17 protein-coding genes are annotated in these 15,267 nt (G+C 45.3%); 4 read left to right on the forward strand and 13 right to left on the reverse strand.

What is annotated here, in order from left to right; all coding sequences use genetic code 11:
- Positions 1 to 234: 234 nt before the first annotated feature.
- The 3 genes from LLH06_RS07810 to LLH06_RS07820 form a co-directional block, all read right to left on the reverse strand.
- A complete protein-coding gene (locus LLH06_RS07810; RefSeq protein ID WP_228172713.1) occupies positions 235 to 1,302 on the reverse strand; it encodes a DUF932 domain-containing protein in 1,068 nt (355 codons plus the stop codon).
- A 4-nt stretch (positions 1,303 to 1,306) separates the two neighbouring features.
- Positions 1,307 to 1,480, reverse strand: a complete 174-nt coding sequence (locus LLH06_RS07815; protein ID WP_228172714.1) for a hypothetical protein — start codon at positions 1,478 to 1,480, stop codon at positions 1,307 to 1,309.
- A gap of 194 nt (positions 1,481 to 1,674) precedes the next feature.
- A complete protein-coding gene (locus tag LLH06_RS07820) occupies positions 1,675 to 2,277 on the reverse strand; it encodes a hypothetical protein (RefSeq protein ID WP_228172715.1) in 603 nt (200 codons plus the stop codon).
- A 1,827-nt stretch (positions 2,278 to 4,104) separates the two neighbouring features.
- Between LLH06_RS07820 and LLH06_RS07825 the strand changes: the two genes are divergently transcribed.
- Together LLH06_RS07825 and LLH06_RS07830 are read left to right on the forward strand one after the other, a co-directional pair.
- Positions 4,105 to 4,311 (forward strand): type II toxin-antitoxin system HigB family toxin, encoded by a 207-nt coding sequence (locus LLH06_RS07825; protein WP_262909385.1) that lies wholly within the window; start codon positions 4,105 to 4,107, stop codon positions 4,309 to 4,311.
- 75 nt (positions 4,312 to 4,386) lie between these two features.
- The gene (locus LLH06_RS07830; protein ID WP_228172717.1) at positions 4,387 to 4,752 is read left to right on the forward strand and encodes a helix-turn-helix domain-containing protein; all 366 of its coding nucleotides are present in this window, start codon (positions 4,387 to 4,389) and stop codon (positions 4,750 to 4,752) included.
- Between the two features lie 564 nt (positions 4,753 to 5,316).
- On the opposite strand, the gene LLH06_RS07835 is transcribed toward LLH06_RS07830, so the two are convergent.
- The 4 genes from LLH06_RS07835 to LLH06_RS07850 all read right to left on the reverse strand — a co-directional run bounded on the left by LLH06_RS07835 (position 5,317) and on the right by LLH06_RS07850 (position 9,019).
- A complete protein-coding gene (locus LLH06_RS07835) occupies positions 5,317 to 6,387 on the reverse strand; it encodes an IS110 family RNA-guided transposase (protein ID WP_228172718.1) in 1,071 nt (356 codons plus the stop codon).
- Between the two features lie 221 nt (positions 6,388 to 6,608).
- Positions 6,609 to 6,923: a hypothetical protein gene (locus LLH06_RS07840; protein WP_228172719.1), complete on the reverse strand. Its 315-nt coding sequence runs from the start codon at positions 6,921 to 6,923 to the stop codon at positions 6,609 to 6,611.
- Between the two features lie 198 nt (positions 6,924 to 7,121).
- On the reverse strand, positions 7,122 to 8,201 hold the full coding sequence (locus LLH06_RS07845) for a hypothetical protein (protein ID WP_228172720.1): 1,080 nt from the start codon (positions 8,199 to 8,201) through the stop codon (positions 7,122 to 7,124).
- Positions 8,198 to 9,019, reverse strand: a complete 822-nt coding sequence (locus tag LLH06_RS07850; RefSeq protein WP_228172721.1) for a sigma-70 family RNA polymerase sigma factor — start codon at positions 9,017 to 9,019, stop codon at positions 8,198 to 8,200. Before LLH06_RS07850 ends, LLH06_RS07845 begins: the two co-directional genes overlap by 4 nt.
- Before the next feature lie 131 nt (positions 9,020 to 9,150).
- Between LLH06_RS07850 and LLH06_RS07855 the strand changes: the two genes are divergently transcribed.
- Complete coding sequence (locus tag LLH06_RS07855; RefSeq protein ID WP_228172722.1) at positions 9,151 to 9,531, forward strand: helix-turn-helix domain-containing protein; 381 nt, start codon at positions 9,151 to 9,153, stop codon at positions 9,529 to 9,531.
- 5 nt (positions 9,532 to 9,536) lie between these two features.
- A complete protein-coding gene (locus LLH06_RS07860) occupies positions 9,537 to 9,899 on the forward strand; it encodes an RNA recognition motif domain-containing protein (RefSeq protein ID WP_228172723.1) in 363 nt (120 codons plus the stop codon).
- Positions 9,900 to 10,523: 624 nt separating this feature from the next.
- Here LLH06_RS07860 and LLH06_RS07865 read toward each other — a convergent pair.
- From LLH06_RS07865 to traJ, 6 genes are all read right to left on the reverse strand, one after another.
- The gene (locus LLH06_RS07865) at positions 10,524 to 10,952 is read right to left on the reverse strand and encodes a Crp/Fnr family transcriptional regulator (protein WP_228172724.1); all 429 of its coding nucleotides are present in this window, start codon (positions 10,950 to 10,952) and stop codon (positions 10,524 to 10,526) included.
- Between the two features lie 40 nt (positions 10,953 to 10,992).
- Positions 10,993 to 11,763, reverse strand: coding sequence for a hypothetical protein (locus LLH06_RS07870; RefSeq protein ID WP_228172725.1), 771 nt, complete (start codon positions 11,761 to 11,763; stop codon positions 10,993 to 10,995).
- Between the two features lie 392 nt (positions 11,764 to 12,155).
- Entirely contained in the window at positions 12,156 to 13,181 is a 1,026-nt protein-coding gene (traM, locus tag LLH06_RS07875; RefSeq protein ID WP_228172726.1) for a conjugative transposon protein TraM, read from the reverse strand.
- A 5-nt stretch (positions 13,182 to 13,186) separates the two neighbouring features.
- Positions 13,187 to 13,411: a hypothetical protein gene (locus tag LLH06_RS07880; protein WP_228172727.1), complete on the reverse strand. Its 225-nt coding sequence runs from the start codon at positions 13,409 to 13,411 to the stop codon at positions 13,187 to 13,189.
- On the reverse strand, positions 13,408 to 14,025 hold the full coding sequence (gene traK, locus LLH06_RS07885; protein ID WP_228172728.1) for a conjugative transposon protein TraK: 618 nt from the start codon (positions 14,023 to 14,025) through the stop codon (positions 13,408 to 13,410). The genes LLH06_RS07880 and traK overlap by 4 nt, the downstream gene beginning before the upstream one ends.
- Before the next feature lie 5 nt (positions 14,026 to 14,030).
- Positions 14,031 to 15,245 (reverse strand): conjugative transposon protein TraJ, encoded by a 1,215-nt coding sequence (gene traJ / locus LLH06_RS07890; protein ID WP_228172729.1) that lies wholly within the window; start codon positions 15,243 to 15,245, stop codon positions 14,031 to 14,033.
- Positions 15,246 to 15,267 lie beyond the last annotated feature (22 nt).

Below are 15,267 nucleotides of genomic sequence, written 5' to 3' on the forward strand. Positions count from 1 at the left end.
TTGAAAAATTTGTCAGTAAATTTCACTAAAATGAGCATTATAAAAATAAGTCGATACAGTGTGCCGTGGAAATTCCTGCATCGGAAATCAACAAATCATTATAAATATCCCGCCCCCTGTTTTCACCAAAGATCATCAACAATCAGGGAAACAGGGGGGTCCTCAAACGGGCTCTGCATCGCGGAGCCGTCCGGCACTTTTCAAAACAAGGGGAAGTAATCCCCCTTGTTCGCTTTAATTATAATGTAGTGCGTCCGCGCCATGACTGGCAAAATCCCGGCAAAGATCGAAGGCGGTTTGCGCCCTTTGTTTAGCCGTCCCGTCCATGATCGACTTAAATTTGGCTTCGTCGTTTTTGAAGCTGCGTACGTTTTGAAAGTAACCAGTAACGGCATTGTACGCGCCAAATACTGTTCCTGCGGTCGTCTCGATCTGCTGGGTCGGGCTGCCTAAAGCATACTCATAAACGCTGTCTACCATGTTCGTGTAATGGTAAGAAAGCTGGTCCGATTTGCCTTCGGCTAAGCTTTCTAATACTTCCTTGTTGGGTGCCATAGCGATCTGTATCAGCTTTTTAACCTCGGCATCCGTGATGCGCACTTTGGCCCACCGGTTAAACAAGTCTCCCATTTCATGGCTTAATTCTCTGCTGATACCGATAAGCGTATGCGCCTGTTTCAGCCGTTCTGCTGCGGATGCGGTGTGACGTATCTTGATTGCGCCCGAATGATCACGCATGGCTGCATTAAGCGTGTTGTTACATACAATCCTGATTGGCGTAAACGCTGCCGTTATACTACCAAAACCGTCGTGCGAAGTGGTTAGAAACAAATACTGCTCTATCCAGTCCTTAACGCCAACACGAATATAGTCGGGTAACTTGGCGGTAATAAAAACCCGTTCGCCGTTCCCTAATGCGCCTGCGGTCTCATACAAGATACCATCGCCACCGCCCACAATGGCGTCAAAAAATGAAAACACATCACGGTTCTGTACCACTTCATAATCATTGCCGACAACCCCCAAAACCTGCTCCGTGTCTGCCCGTACAGTGGCAAAAAAATTAGGTACTGAAATTTCAGGTATTATAATATCGTCGCTGCCTTCGCCTAAGTGGTTAGCGGTATCATACGTAAACAAAGGGCGTTTTTCTACAATATAGTCCAAACCCGCGTGCTGTATCGCTTCGGTACTGGTGGGATAACGGTCAATGATCTGCCCTAAACCGTGCCAGGCTTTTTCCTTTACACTCATAAAGCTGTGTTTGCCTGTTCTCTGATTGAAATTGATCTGATGTGCCATTGCTTTAATTTTTAATGTTGCGTGTATTCATGGGTATGATCTCGGTACGCAGTACCTGTACATTTTCAGTGCTGGTAATTTTTACGTCGCTGTTTTGCAGTTCTGCAATTGCGTCGTGTATAACAGGGTGTGTGGTCTTGATGGTCACTTTCACCAATAAAAAAATCTTGTCTTCCATCGCCTTAACATTGATAAGTGTTCAGAAAATCTCTAAATTCCAGTCGAAACTGTGCTGGATTGTCCTGCGCCAGTTGTTCGGCGTAACCCTCCCAATATTTGGTTGGTCAGTTCTATAAATTGCTCGTACATGGGAGTTGCTGTTTTAAGTTAATCTTTGGAAATGCTCCCGACTAAGCCGTGAGCAATAGCCGTTCAGGCATTAGGAAAAACGATGTTCGCTTCGATATCCGCCAATTTTTCATGGCAGGCATCAAAAATGAATTGTGCTACCATGCGGATCAAGTTTGGCGTATTGGTGACGAACTCACGGCGTTTATCATCCTGAATAATGAGTTTGCAGCCCTGGTAAGGGTTGCTTTCCAGTTCGTCGTTACCTTCCAGTAGTTGTACCTCAAAATCTTCTAAGGTCTTGATACGTGCGATCAAGGCTAAACGCTGGATAGACAATCGGTGGAGGTCATTTACAGATCTCAGGGTCTGCTCTAAGTTCAACGCAAATTTTTCAGGCTTAAATTTGACTTCCGCCGCTTTAGGTGCTTTCATTTCTTCGGAGGCAGGTGTGTTCGCAGGGTTAAGGGGTTGGTTATCCACTGCAGCGGTGCTGCTGGTCGTAGCCTGGGCAGGCGCAGCTTCCACAGCTTGTAAAATGTCGGCTGGTTTTTCATCGGTTGTGTTTCCATGTTCTTTAGCTTCTTTGCCTGTCAGGCTTGGGAGGTTCCTGGTTCTGTTTGCTTCAACGCTGGCTTTCACTGCTGTACCTTGTACACCGTTCGCATTTTTTTCTGCTGTTTTCATTTCTAATGAATTTTAAAAGGTTAAAAAATTTGTTTTCTCATTTCCCTCTTTCCCCAAAGACTTCCCTTAAAAGCTATTTTTCAAAAGAAAAAACGGTAAAAAAGAAAGTCAAATAAGCGGTCGTGAGCCAGAGCGGGAGAACTATAAGTCCCGAAGGGTGGCCGCAGCGAAGCGAAGGACATTATGCGTTCGTACGTGACGGCTGACCGAAGATCGACGCCGCTTTTGTCCGTTTTCGTTGGAAAATAGCACCTCAAAAAGTCCACTTTAAAAAATCAGCAAGTGCAGGAATGCAGGCAAGCGCCGCTTTTCCCGGCGAAGAGAAACAGAGCGGGTAAACAAGCGAGGTCCGGAATGATGCGCTTGCAGGACGTTGCCTTTCTTACCTCATCAGCGGATGCTTTAGCGGCACAGCCATAAGGCAGGAGCTGCACTTTTTGCCTTCTAAACTGTCAGGGATCGCAATGGCATCCTTTGCAAAAGATAAAATGGAGAGCCTGACCGAAGGGACAGCCAAAGACACCATCATAAAAATCGATGGTATATGCACTTATAGTTATTTTTAATCAGGTGATCAAGAACCCCGATCCGAATGGCTGGAATGAGCAATAAAAAGGAGATTTTATTTAGCGTATTTGCTTAAGACCACTGGCTTCCAATCCGACGATGATATAAGACAGTACATAAAGCTCCTGACCGATCATTATGTCAGAAGAGATCATCATCAACCTGGTAGACCGTTTTGGAACTATTCGGATCGCATAGGCATAGTCAAACAAGAGGTGGACCTCAAAAGATCTAAGTTTATCGATGAGAAAAAGTAAACAAATGCATTAACTGCCAGTGATCTTTCCGCTTTTAGTTTTTGCCCGGTATCCTATGTGCTCGACCGAAGCTTTGAGATCGAACATCCGAGTGATCAGAACGAACTTGAACTTGGTACAGAATTTCACGGACGGCTACTAGCTGCCAAAAGGAAATATGTCAGGGACACAGATAATGGAGATCTTTCTTCAGTAGAAACCTACAATAAGGGCATTCTTACTGTGATCAGAGCCAGCACCCTTATTTATGCAAGCCATAAGGAGCAGGAGCCTTTTTATAACCTTCAGGAGAATTTTTGGGGCGAACCAGATCATATTTTTTGGATGTGACTGGCACCAGGTTCGTTTTCGAAGAGAAATTTTCCTATAAACGTGACCCCGCCAGGCTTTCAGAGGATGAAAAGAGCTACGACCGGTATGATCAGAAAAACCGCGATCATGAAGCTGAAAAAAGCGAACGAATCGGAAATATAAGAAAGTGCATTTCTATGAGAATCACATTCTTCAGATCTATTCTTATATTAGAAATCACCCGGATAGTGTGAGGTATGGTTATCTCAGCTATTGGTACTATGATCTTGACGAGTCGGGACCTTATATACATAAATACGACGTCAAAGAGATCTTACCGACTGAAAGTTACGAACAAAAATATCAGGAGGTAAAATTAGGTATTGAAGCTTTGAGCAAAACCAAAGTTCATCTTACAGAGGCGTTAGCTATAGATCATAAAAAATGTATGAGGTGTTCTGTAAACAAGTATTGTGGCCATAAAAGGAAGCGATCAATGGTCTGACTTTTCCTTATCATCATGGTTTCTTAAGGTCGTACCTGGCTGACTTCCCTGCAAACTGGTTAACCAAATATAATTTTAGATATTCTAAATTGTTTTTAGATTTGCAAAACAAGCGAAGGTCATGGTTGTCATTAGCTATAGTACTTACGGGATTTCTTTGACATCCATGCGGGTGCTAAAGATGCGTTGAACAATTGGTACCGACTGGTGAGCCAGGCAGACTGGGCGAATTTCCATGAAGTGAGATCCATGTTTAACACAGTGGATGCTGTAGGCAACGACCGCTTTGTATTTGATATCAGAGGCAATCATTACCGCATCGTGGCAATGATCTTTTTTGATATCAGGACGGTTTATATTCGGTTCGTAGGAACACACAAGGAGTATGACCGGATCGATTGCTCGACGATCTGAGAGAACGGGCACCATAAACCGCCTATGGAGAAAGGCGGCAGAACATTCAATGGATCTTTTTGATCAACGGAACTGATGAAAGAGATAAAAAGCGAAGCCGATTACCAAGATGTAATGGCGAAGATCGACGGCCTGATGGCCAAGGGAAGCGATAAGGTTTCCAAAGAAGAACTTGCAGAGATCCGTTCTCTGGCGCAAGCCGCACAAAGCTTTAAACAGGCTAAGTATGTGATCGAGGCACCCACTACGATCGTGGGTATGATCGAAATGCGCATGTTTGAAATGAAGCTCAAACAACGTGAGTTGGCTCAAAAACTGGATGTCAGCGATGCCAAGCTTTCACTCATTATGAACGGTAAACAAAAGCCAGACGTTTCATTTCTAAAGGCGGTCCACACGCAGCTTAATATTGACGCTAATTTTTTATTAGAGCATGCCTAATAGTTGCTAACAAGCGCTCTATCAAAGCTTAACCAGACATTTGAACCCTTCGAAAGTCCTTCTGACACATGGCTTTCGTCGCTATTGAGCGCGTCGCATTTGTTACGACCTTCGCCGGTAAATCTACAAATTCCCTAATTCCGACCTTGTCCCCGTGAACCCCCGATCTATCCCTGTTTTCTTCCAATGAACATCCGAAGTTTTTCCGACCTCAAAGAGTGGATACAGGGCGTACCTAAAATGCCCTTTCTATTTGTAGGATCCCTCCTGTAGTTTCATCAACAACTATCATCGGAGCTGAAGATGCTCCGCAATTAGTGTGAACAGGTGCACCAGCACAATCAAGAACATCAATATTCTGAAATGAAGGGATCCGTCACTCAGCTAGAATATATTGTACAAGGGCAGCAAAAAGCATCGACCTTTTTAAAGGGCCGATGCTAGCAACGGTCAACTATCTCACCCATAAGTCCTATCACTTAGAAATGGTCCTAGTTCCTCCATTGTTATCAAGAACAGCAAGCAATTAATTCGCGTCTTAGGTCCCAACACCTGGAGTAATCCTTAATTCACTTGCTGTATATCTTCCGATGTGGTTAATGCATGGCGATACACGCGGTCTTGATTTACACACGCAAAGATCCTATTGATCAATTTGTTCCTTACAGCGTTCAACACCGCCATTTTTGGTTTTCCTTCAACTATAGCTTTGCGATGATAATAGAACTTGATCTCCCGGTCATGACGTATAGCATTCAGCGAACAAATATGCAGCAAAGCTTTAACGCGCCTGTTGGCTAATGGCGAGACCTTTCCTTTACCTTTGTGTAAACCGGAGTCTTTCACAAACGGTGCGACACCAGCGTAACAGGCAAATTTCTTTGGTTGAGATATATCTTTAAATTCATTGGTCGTCAAGATGATCTGCACAGCGGTCACCGGGCCGACATTAGGTACCGAAGTGATCAGCTGATTAAGTCGCTTCAATAAAGGGTCACTTTGGATCAGTGCATCTATCTCCCGCTCAATAGCTACGAGGTCAGCGTTCACAGCAAGAATGCTGTTCGTACAAAGGTCGGTCGTAACTGTATGTAATTTTCGTTTAATGAATGTACTTTGCTCTTTAAGCGATGAGCGCAGGGACATTTGTAAAGTTTGTAGCCTTGTCCGAAGTCCATCAAGCATGGCCAAGAGCTCGATTTCAGGGCGTTTGGGTATCCATAGCCGTAGCGATCTTGCGTTCTTTAGTGCATAGGAAGCGATCCTTACAGCATCGATCTTATCATATTTTCCACGTATCAGCCCCAGGGAGCTCTTGATCTGTAATGCATTTTCCAAACAGACATTTGCTTTTACTTTTCTTAATACGGAAAGAAGGTGATTGCAATAATATCCTGTGTTTTCCATACAAAAGAATGATCGCGACATCGTAAAAGAGGGGAGGGCCTTTAATTCCGTTAAAAATTGGTGAATAGCTTCAAGGTCATTGCTACCCACTTTGTGAAAAAGCAATTTTCCGTCAAACATCACAGCATAATCCAATTTGTTCTTGGAAACATCGACACCTACGATGTAATTATAATTCTTTGTTCTTTTTTTGGCCAAGCCTCTCTTCAATGATCGATCAACATCCATATTTAGTGACAAATCCAATATTTACTTAAAAATACTGTTCACATATTAAACAGCTATAAGTTGAGCGTTAAATTATCGGTCGCAGCATGACCGCAATGTCGAGACATGTTTGCAAATATCCACACCGATGAAATGCCTGAATTTCTTAGTCGTGAAGTTCTGTTTCAGCGTATCTATTAATGGTGGCGGATTAATAAGGCGACCATCGATCTCAGGTCCATTTAAATTTGCTTAATTTTCGTTCGACATTTGAGTATCGCCTCGATCTTGAGTGTCGCAAATATCGCCGCCGAGATCACAGGGTCTTTAATTTGAGGTAATTGATCATCGTGAGTCTGCTGTCCCCGTTGTTCTATAAGTGCTATCCCGATAAAGAGCATGTGCGCCATTTCGAGCTTGTCAATGTGATCATCGATCGTCAGCTCATGAAGTTCGGTGCCGACGTTGTTCATATTGTATGCCCTGATCTCATCAATGATCTGGTCGACCGAGTTTTCAATCAGTTCAAGGGTATCGAACAATTCCCGGATCTTCATCTTTTTATCATGTTACATCAAATTCAATTGCCGACGTGATGCGGAAGTTGACCACAATATCAATCCGGCGGAACTGTATACATTTATCGCTATAACGAACGATGCGTTCAGTGAGACGATCTTTGCTCACCCTACGGCTGTACAGGCAGCCTCTATGAACTACTAAACTATTCTCATATCTTAGTTGGACCACTTTCTCTATTCCATTATTAAGATGATACCCGCTGCCGCAGCCTTATAGGCGATCTTATCCTTCAAACCCTGATAACCCCAATTGCGTATCAATAGGGGGTCTTCCTTTGCAGTTACCTCTTTGTTCTCCTGGCCGACCAACAAGATCGTTCCCGCCTGATTGCGGACGCATATGTCAATCAGTTGTTTGCTGTACTTATGGGTCTGCTGCTCACAATATCGATGTTCGAGACCATGGAAGCGTTCCAGATTTTTGTGTTGACGTTTGATTCCATGGTCGTTACGGTTATAATTGACGCTTTGTTGTGCGCGCTTATATGCTGCCTGGATAGCCAGTCTTTTATAGAAGAATTCCTCTTTATTACCGATACCAAAATGTTGGCTACCGATCATAACGGTAAGAGGACGCTGCGGGGACAATGATACCTCAGCGATCACAGCACTGTCCAGTGTTTGGATCGTACGGTCCTGCCGATACGAAATGTATAAGAATATGCGCGTCCTTTCTAATTTCAAATAGCAGCCAGAGATCTTTGTTCTTCCCCGGAACACATCCCGCAAAAGATCACGCTTGTCATAACCTTTGCCGATCCAGGTGATAAACGGTACCCCGAATAAAATGAACCTGAAATTTTTACCATCCTCTGCCATGTCAAAACGTTTGATACTAATCGTACTGAAAGGCAAATGAATGTCCCTTTTAAAATTGGTCAATGACCTTTCACCCGTATAATAAAGTTTTCGGTTCTGCTGGAAGGAGACATGTAGACGACCGTTCAAAGTATTCAAGATATCAGTGGGTATCTCACCTTTGAACCGGTCGGACAATAACCGGTAGGTAGAGTTCATATGAGAACTGGTCAGTATACCATCCTTATCAGCTTTTATACTGCAAAGCTTAGCACGAGTGCCCTTGTTAAGGTACAGGATCTCTTTGATCTGTTCCTGTAAGTATAGATGCGTATAAATATAGTTCGCGCTTCTAAAGGCGATCTTTTGCCAGCTATATAATCGTTCCTGGTGAGCTTTGACCTCCGCAGCATCATTTCTATCAATGAACAATTGGATCTTACGGGTGAACATCATGCAGCTTTCTCCTTTCTCATTTGCTGGTGGGCGATCACGAAGGCCCGCTGTATATCAGCCTGCTGAATGTTCATCAATTTTGCGATCTCGGCAAAGCTGTAACTCAGTTCGTAACGGTAGCGCAGTATATTGGCCTGTTCTTCCGTAAGGCCTCCGGTGAGTACGACCTGTTTCCTGATGACCTGACCATCGGAGACAACTGCGCCGCTGATCAGTATGCTTTTGAGGAGCGCAATGGTGCTTTCGATCCGTTTAGCTGCCACGTAGCAGGATACGCCACCTAGATGCCAGGCGATACGCTCATAGTCGAAACCGTGCCGCAATAACAGATCAATCACTTGCTTTTGGCTTCCAGGCAGGCCGGGCAACACAGCGAACAATTGTGCACGTTGCCGTTCCCGCTCCATGTTTGCCGCCTCAGTAACGGCCTGGCCATTCTCTTGGCGATCGACGGATCCAGGGTCGATCATGAAGTGATCTGCTGCATTCTCGATGCCGTCAATTTGGATCAGGCCACGGTAGAACCGGGTAGAGGGAAGCCTATAATAACGATAAACCGCTTGTTTGATCTGGTCATGCAGGAAGTCATTCAAGTGTCCCAGATCCTTGATGTTCACCCTACATTGCCAAAGGCGTAAAAAGCCTTCCTGGGCGATACTGGTGGCCGCTATATCTTCCTTGACCATTCGCTGCGCCATGTAAAGAAAGTTGGGAAACAATTTGCGGTACAAAAAGGCAAATCCAATCTCTTGTGCTTCTCTGAAAAGCTCAAAGTGTACGTGGAACTCTTTGCTATATTTGACCGCTGATCGTGACATTGTGAACGCAAATTACGACCAATAGGGGATGTACCGAACCACCACTAGGTTGTAAAACACAATATCACAGTTGTTTAATACAACCCATCAGGTTGTATCGGACGCGGCAAATTTTTGATTATATTTGAGCTATGGCAGAAACAATACATATCGGAAGAAAGATCAGCCGTATCCGGGAATTAAGAGGTATGAAGCAGGATGCTTTAGCTGCGCAATTGGGTATTAGTCAGCAGGCTATATCTAAGCTAGAGCAAAGCGAAAATGTTGAAGATGAAACTTTAGAAAAGGTTGCCAAAATTTTAAACGTTTCACCAGAAGCTATCAAGAATTTTAGCGAAGAGGCTGTTTTTAATAATATTAACACTTTCCATGACAACAGTTCTTTGAACGATTATAGCTCGTTATTAAATTATCAGTGTACTTTCAACCCTATCGATAAAATTGTAGAGTTGTATGAGCGCCTGCTCAAAAGTGAACAGGAAAAAGTCGAGCTACTTAAAAATTCCAAGTAGTTATTGTGACCAAACTGTTCGTCAGCGGCTTCCCTTTAGAGATCACGGAAATGGAACTGGCCAGGATGTTGGGCCCATATGGTGATATCAGTACGATCAAGATCATCAGGGACAAACAGACCCGTAAGTGCAAAGGTTATGCATTTATCGAGATGGTCTCACCCGAAGCTGCCGAAAAAGCGATCGAGGCACTTGATGGCGTGGAGATGCAAGGCCGTCCTCTAACCGTTAAGATCACGGAAGATAAACCTGTTCTGTCAGCCACTAACTACCGTAGATCTTTTGCCGCTCCTTCAATGAAATTCAACGAGAGCTTTAAAACAGATCCATCTGGTCGTCCAAAGCGCCCAAGACGAACATTGCAATAGTATAGATCATCGTTCATTCTTTGACCCCTATTTCTTGGGTAATGTGCTCGCGAACGTGAGGGAAGTTATGTTACGCCTGCATTACTTTTCATACAAGTTCTCATAGCTTAATATTTTTGTTGTTCTATTCTATGCAATTTGGAACATAATTGTACTATTTATACAATAGAAATGTTTGTTGTATATATGATCCAATAAATGCCATTATTGTATGTTATATGAAGCTGGCAGATCATCCTTGGTACAAGTGGGGTCAGCTAACGAATCAAGCCCGATCGTATGAAAAGCAGAATGATCTTAATGGCCGACATTATCGGCAGTGGAGAATACGATCAAAGATCTCTGAAGTCATTTTAAAGATATCCCCCTATTGATGAAGATGACCAGGAGATCATTTCTGATCATCCGAGGATAAATGCATGCCTTTCAACAACAAGATAAAACAATCATTACTTTAACAATACTGGCATGTTCACGAGAAAGGGAATCAATTCAAAGGTCGGAGGAGGAGTTCTGCTAATTGCTCTAAACTTATATCAAGGTGATCCGCAACATCGGTGGCTTTAACATGGTCAAGCAGATCGGGATAGCGGCGTATCAGCTTGTTGAACCGGTCACCATAGCTCATTGATCGCCGTTAAGTTCCACACTCGCCTTGAACATATACTCTGCTAAAACGCGACGACATTTCTCAAATTCGGGATAGCCTGTTGTGATGGCGTCAAGCGCTTCATAGCTCAACGATGCTACTTGTCCTGCTTTTTGTACTTCAATATTGTCAGCAGCGCCATTCTGATCATAGAATCCACGCCCGGCAATAAGCAATTCACCCGGCCCACGGAACCATAGAGTGCGTTCTTTATACTCATCTATATAAAAGCATCTTACATAACCGTCAATCAAAAAAAACATTCGTATGTCCTTATCCTCTTCAATTATTAACAGGTCATGTTTTTCAATATCTGTAATCTGGATACAAGCCGACAGTGCCTTTACGACCTCGGGCGATAGGGGAGAGAGGTCATTCAAAAAGCCGATAAAGGATATCGCCATAGTTATTAAAAATGCCAGGCCGTAACCGGCCTGGCGAAAATCAAACCTTCAATTTATTTCTGTTGGAACGCTTTGTTTCATGAGACACCTCCTGTGTCCCTTCTGTTCTTTTGGTCTCTTTAGCAGACCTTGCTGAAGTGAAGAGCAATTCCTCCCGCCTGACCTTTTCTCTATGCTCATTGAACACCGAAACGGTCTTATATTGCGGGTCAGCGGCGATGTAATATTTTCGGTCGCCCGTTTCACCGCTTACGGTCACTTGCTGTGCATTGCCTTTTTTCAACGATCTAAGCAGGTCATCTTTCGCCTTAGGGCTTTCCATTTCCTTGATCCCTTTACCGGTAATAACCTTCTCGATGTCATAACCATAATTCTCATGATAGTGTTTCATCTTTTTGCTGCCCTTATCCGTAAGGTTCTGGTCATCTAATGCCAACCAAGCCGTATAACGCTGGCCTTCCAGATTCGTTAGTTGTTTTTGCACAGCACGTCCTTCCATCAGGTTGAACGCCTCTTTAGCAGTGACCCCATGACCTTTATTGATATAAAAGGTCTGCGCGTCTCCCTGCGCCTGTCCGTTCGCATCAGTGATCCTGGTATCGTACTTGTTAAAGAAATATATCTCCTGTTCATTCCCTGCTTTGAAATGCAAGGTATGGTCGACATTCTTATTATCGAACCGATGGGACGTGTTCAAAGTGAACTCCGGCAGCCGGGCGTTGATGTTGCGTTCCAGTTCCTCATTCATTTTGTCGCCGAACCCCAGGTTCAGCAAACTTTTCTTCAGAAATTCTGCATTTTGTGTATTCATAATTGTGGTATTTATTTTTCAACCTGGTCTTTCACAAGTGATAGGGTCAGAGTGACTAATGATGGCGCTCATTAAAGATCTGCACGCAACTAGAAGGGGCTGAGACCGATGCATGTGACCCCTCTTTTAAGGATATCTCAGTCTCGAAACTTCCGAACCTTTTTTCATTCGGCGTGTTCGTATGCCGAAGGTGATAGTTACCAACACCGATCATCTTTGCTATCGCTGTCAAAGTTCAGTACGATATAATGCCTGCCTTGAAGCGATGCGTTGCTTTTTTGAGTAATAGACCAATGGTTATAGACATTCTTAAAAGTTCAACAAATGCCGATGCATCTATGCCATAGTATGTATTCGAGATCCGACCTTTTAAGCACTTGCTCTTTGTTATATTAATTTCCCTTTTTGAGCAGTACCGGGTACTCATCGCTTAGTTTAACTTTGATCTTTTTCATCTTTTTGCTGAAAAGGTCTTTGGCGGCGTTGATACCACCCGCAGCAGCCTGTCCCGCGATGGACTGGTCCATGCTCATGATCTGCATGCTTTGTAGGGTCTGATCAGCATTATTGCTGGTCACGCCGCTCAGTTCCGCTTCAGGTGCTGGTATGCCGGGCATTCCGTCCTGGCTGAATACCGTAAGCTCGACCGGTATGATCTGGGTCCCGAGACGGATGGTCTTGATATTGACCAGCAGCCGCTGGTTAACCACATGCCCCGTGCCGAAAAGTTCCTGCCCCTTTTCCAGCAATTGTCCTTTGATCGTTGCGGTGTCGGTCAGTCTTAGTTTAACGGCCGCGCCATCGGCCACTTTCTGTTTCCCATCGATCACGGCCGGTATCGCACGGAACGGTTTAGCAGGTTCGGTAGATCTAGTTTCTTCTTTTGACGGAGCCGCATTGGGGTTCTGTATGGCCTGTATCTTATCCAGCATCTTGTCGAGTTGCTTCAACTCCGGGTCCGGCTCGTTAGCAGATGCGGTTTGTTGCCGCATCATCCTATTAAGGCGTTTGACCTGCGCCGGGTCGGGTTCATCCGCATAATGCGATGAACTTGCCTTCGGCTCATTGATCTGTTTGTTGAGTTTGGCCAGTTTTTCTTGTATGGCGTCGGCCTGTGCATCGGCATTTTGGGTGCTGTCCTGTTTTGACGTACCATTTTGATCGAGCCCGACCGCTTTGAGGAACTCGGGGGAGACGCCGTTCTGTCCCGAATCACGTTTGGCCGATTGGTAGATGGTAAGCTTGTCACTTTTCTCTTTGTCCTTGAATTGCGCCTGCGGCAGATCGGTATCGAGGCCTTTGTTCTGTACGATGGTTTGGCCGTCTCCTTTACCGCCGCCCAATGCCCAGAAAGCGAGCGTCAGGAACGGGATCACCAGTAGCGGCAATACTAGCAGGAACTTCTTTTGCTTCTCCATATTCGTTATCGTTTATGTGTTGAACTAATTGGTGGCAACTCCCCTGATGGGCTGCCGATGTTGACCGGGGTACTAATGCAGAAAACTTTTGCATCGAAGCTGATGAACCGTATACAGATCCAACCGACCAGGATAATGACCACGAAGCTTAGGATGAGCAGCCATTTACGGGTGCCGTTGTCCTTTCCGTTGAACCATTGGCTTAGCTTTTCAATTGATGTCTGTATCATGGCGTGCTGGTTGTCGTATCACGATTAATGATGGTTTCCCATTTCTCGATGAGGAAACCATGAGGGTTATTGTCGGAGCGGCCTACATTACGCAGGTAGCCTTTGGTGATCAGTACTTTGTGGATGGTCGAGGTCGCCCTTACCAGTTTCTCTTTGGCATAGCATTTAAAGAAATAGGGATAGCTATTCATATTGAGCTGAATGCTGTCTACCTGTATCTCCTGGCTGATGTTACCCGAGATGAGGTTATTGTAATAGCTTTTCTCCTTTAAGCCATTGTACTGGTTACTGGCGCTTTCATCCGCCAGGTATAAAGCCTTGCGGATATTGCCCTCGATCACTTTCTCATCCGGGTCGAGCGTAAAAAAGTAATGATGGAACATTTTGATGTGGTCACGTGCCTCCACCGGAATGTTCTCCCTGCGATCTGCTGACATCGCTTCTAATGCTTTACCATTCGCCAGTACGTACACTTTGGCATCTGCCTTTTGGTAAGCGCGAAAGGCCAGGTACATGGCGGCGATGGCGATCAGTGCACTGGTGATGATGACGAGCGCGACGATCCGTTTGTTCTGCTGGAACGCCGTTTCGATGTTTCTTAAATGACTGAACATGGTGTTTATGTTTTAGGGTTTCCATTGAGTTTTTCGGCCTGGTAGGACGATGGCTGTTTATCTGCACTCTTGTTTTGACCATCCCACGTGTAGCCGGAGTTGGTGATGATGTTACCGCTGCTTTGAGACCTCTGTCCTGATGAAACGTTGCCTATGCTACCGAGCGAATTGCGTACATTACTGACAGTTACTCCCGTCAGGTTGGTCACTTTGTTGAGCAGGCCGTTGGCACCACCGGGATGGATAATTAAACCGGTCACGGCAGGTACGGTGAAATAGCCGATGATACCGATCAGCAGGAAAATGAGATAGGCGGTGTCGGTGGAACTGAAGAACGTATCTCCGGCATTTTGCACCTGCTCGATGTCCAGTTTGAGCATATTCTCCTGCACCTTACCGATGATACTGCCAAAGATGTTGGCCACCGGTAACCATAGGAAAACGTTGAGATAACGTGACAGCCACGACGTGAGCGTATGCTGGAAGCCGTCGAACACCGACAGGCCGAAGACCAGGGGGCCGAGGATGGCGAGCACGATCAGGTAAAAAGTGCGGATGGTATTGATGCAAAGCGCAGCTGCCTCGAACACGACCTGTAACACTTCGCTCAGCCATTGCTTCACACTATTGCGGAACCTAAAGCTCGCTTTATCCATGGCGAACTTGACATCATTGCCCAGCCCGGAAAGCATGCCTTCATTTTCGCCGGTGGGATCATCGGGGTGGGTGTACTTGTACCATATGTCGCGGTCACCTTCCCCGTCATTGCCGACATACATCTGCCAAGTATCGGTCTTTTCGATAGCTGCCTGCTTGGCTTCGAGCAGTTTGGCAATGGCCGCATCGGAGTTCTTCACCATGCCTGCCGTAGCGGTCACGGTCGGCTTCATCACCCCGTTGATCATACCGATCACGGCCGGGAATAATAGGATTGCCATGCCTAAAGCGAAAGGACGCAACAGTGGGTACAGGTCGATGGATTCCGCGTTGGCGATATGCCGCCATACTCTTGCTGCGATATACCATAAGGCACCGAAGCCGGCGATACCACGCGCCACGCCGATGAGCTGGCTGCACAGCGGCATCATCTCATCATAGACCTGATCCAGCACGCTTTGCAGGCCGTGGATATCGGTTGCCAGGCCTTCGGCACGGGATAGTAAGGGAGAGACCATCCCCGTCAGGGCCAGTACGGCGCCGATGAATAGTTTCTTTTTCATAGCTATAGGTTTTTTGAGGTTT

The sequence above is a fragment of the Mucilaginibacter daejeonensis genome (genome assembly GCF_020783335.1).
Classification (GTDB): domain Bacteria; phylum Bacteroidota; class Bacteroidia; order Sphingobacteriales; family Sphingobacteriaceae; genus Mucilaginibacter; species Mucilaginibacter daejeonensis.

Excerpts from the sequence above, each read along its gene's own strand:
- LLH06_RS07810 (WP_228172713.1), bottom strand. The coding sequence starts at position 1,302 with ATGGCACATCAGATCAATTTCAATCAGAGAACAGGCAAACACAGCTTT.
- LLH06_RS07815 (WP_228172714.1), bottom strand. The coding sequence starts at position 1,480 with ATGGAAGACAAGATTTTTTTATTGGTGAAAGTGACCATCAAGACCACA.
- LLH06_RS07820 (WP_228172715.1), bottom strand. The coding sequence starts at position 2,277 with ATGAAAACAGCAGAAAAAAATGCGAACGGTGTACAAGGTACAGCAGTG.
- LLH06_RS07830 (WP_228172717.1), top strand. The coding sequence starts at position 4,387 with ATGAAAGAGATAAAAAGCGAAGCCGATTACCAAGATGTAATGGCGAAG.
- LLH06_RS07835 (WP_228172718.1), bottom strand. The coding sequence starts at position 6,387 with ATGGATGTTGATCGATCATTGAAGAGAGGCTTGGCCAAAAAAAGAACA.
- LLH06_RS07840 (WP_228172719.1), bottom strand. The coding sequence starts at position 6,923 with ATGAAGATCCGGGAATTGTTCGATACCCTTGAACTGATTGAAAACTCG.
- LLH06_RS07845 (WP_228172720.1), bottom strand. The coding sequence starts at position 8,201 with ATGATGTTCACCCGTAAGATCCAATTGTTCATTGATAGAAATGATGCT.
- LLH06_RS07850 (WP_228172721.1), bottom strand. The coding sequence starts at position 9,019 with ATGTCACGATCAGCGGTCAAATATAGCAAAGAGTTCCACGTACACTTT.
- LLH06_RS07855 (WP_228172722.1), top strand. The coding sequence starts at position 9,151 with ATGGCAGAAACAATACATATCGGAAGAAAGATCAGCCGTATCCGGGAA.
- LLH06_RS07865 (WP_228172724.1), bottom strand. The coding sequence starts at position 10,952 with ATGGCGATATCCTTTATCGGCTTTTTGAATGACCTCTCTCCCCTATCG.
- LLH06_RS07870 (WP_228172725.1), bottom strand. The coding sequence starts at position 11,763 with ATGAATACACAAAATGCAGAATTTCTGAAGAAAAGTTTGCTGAACCTG.
- traM (WP_228172726.1), bottom strand. The coding sequence starts at position 13,181 with ATGGAGAAGCAAAAGAAGTTCCTGCTAGTATTGCCGCTACTGGTGATC.
- LLH06_RS07880 (WP_228172727.1), bottom strand. The coding sequence starts at position 13,411 with ATGATACAGACATCAATTGAAAAGCTAAGCCAATGGTTCAACGGAAAG.
- traK (WP_228172728.1), bottom strand. The coding sequence starts at position 14,025 with ATGTTCAGTCATTTAAGAAACATCGAAACGGCGTTCCAGCAGAACAAA.
- traJ (WP_228172729.1), bottom strand. The coding sequence starts at position 15,245 with ATGAAAAAGAAACTATTCATCGGCGCCGTACTGGCCCTGACGGGGATG.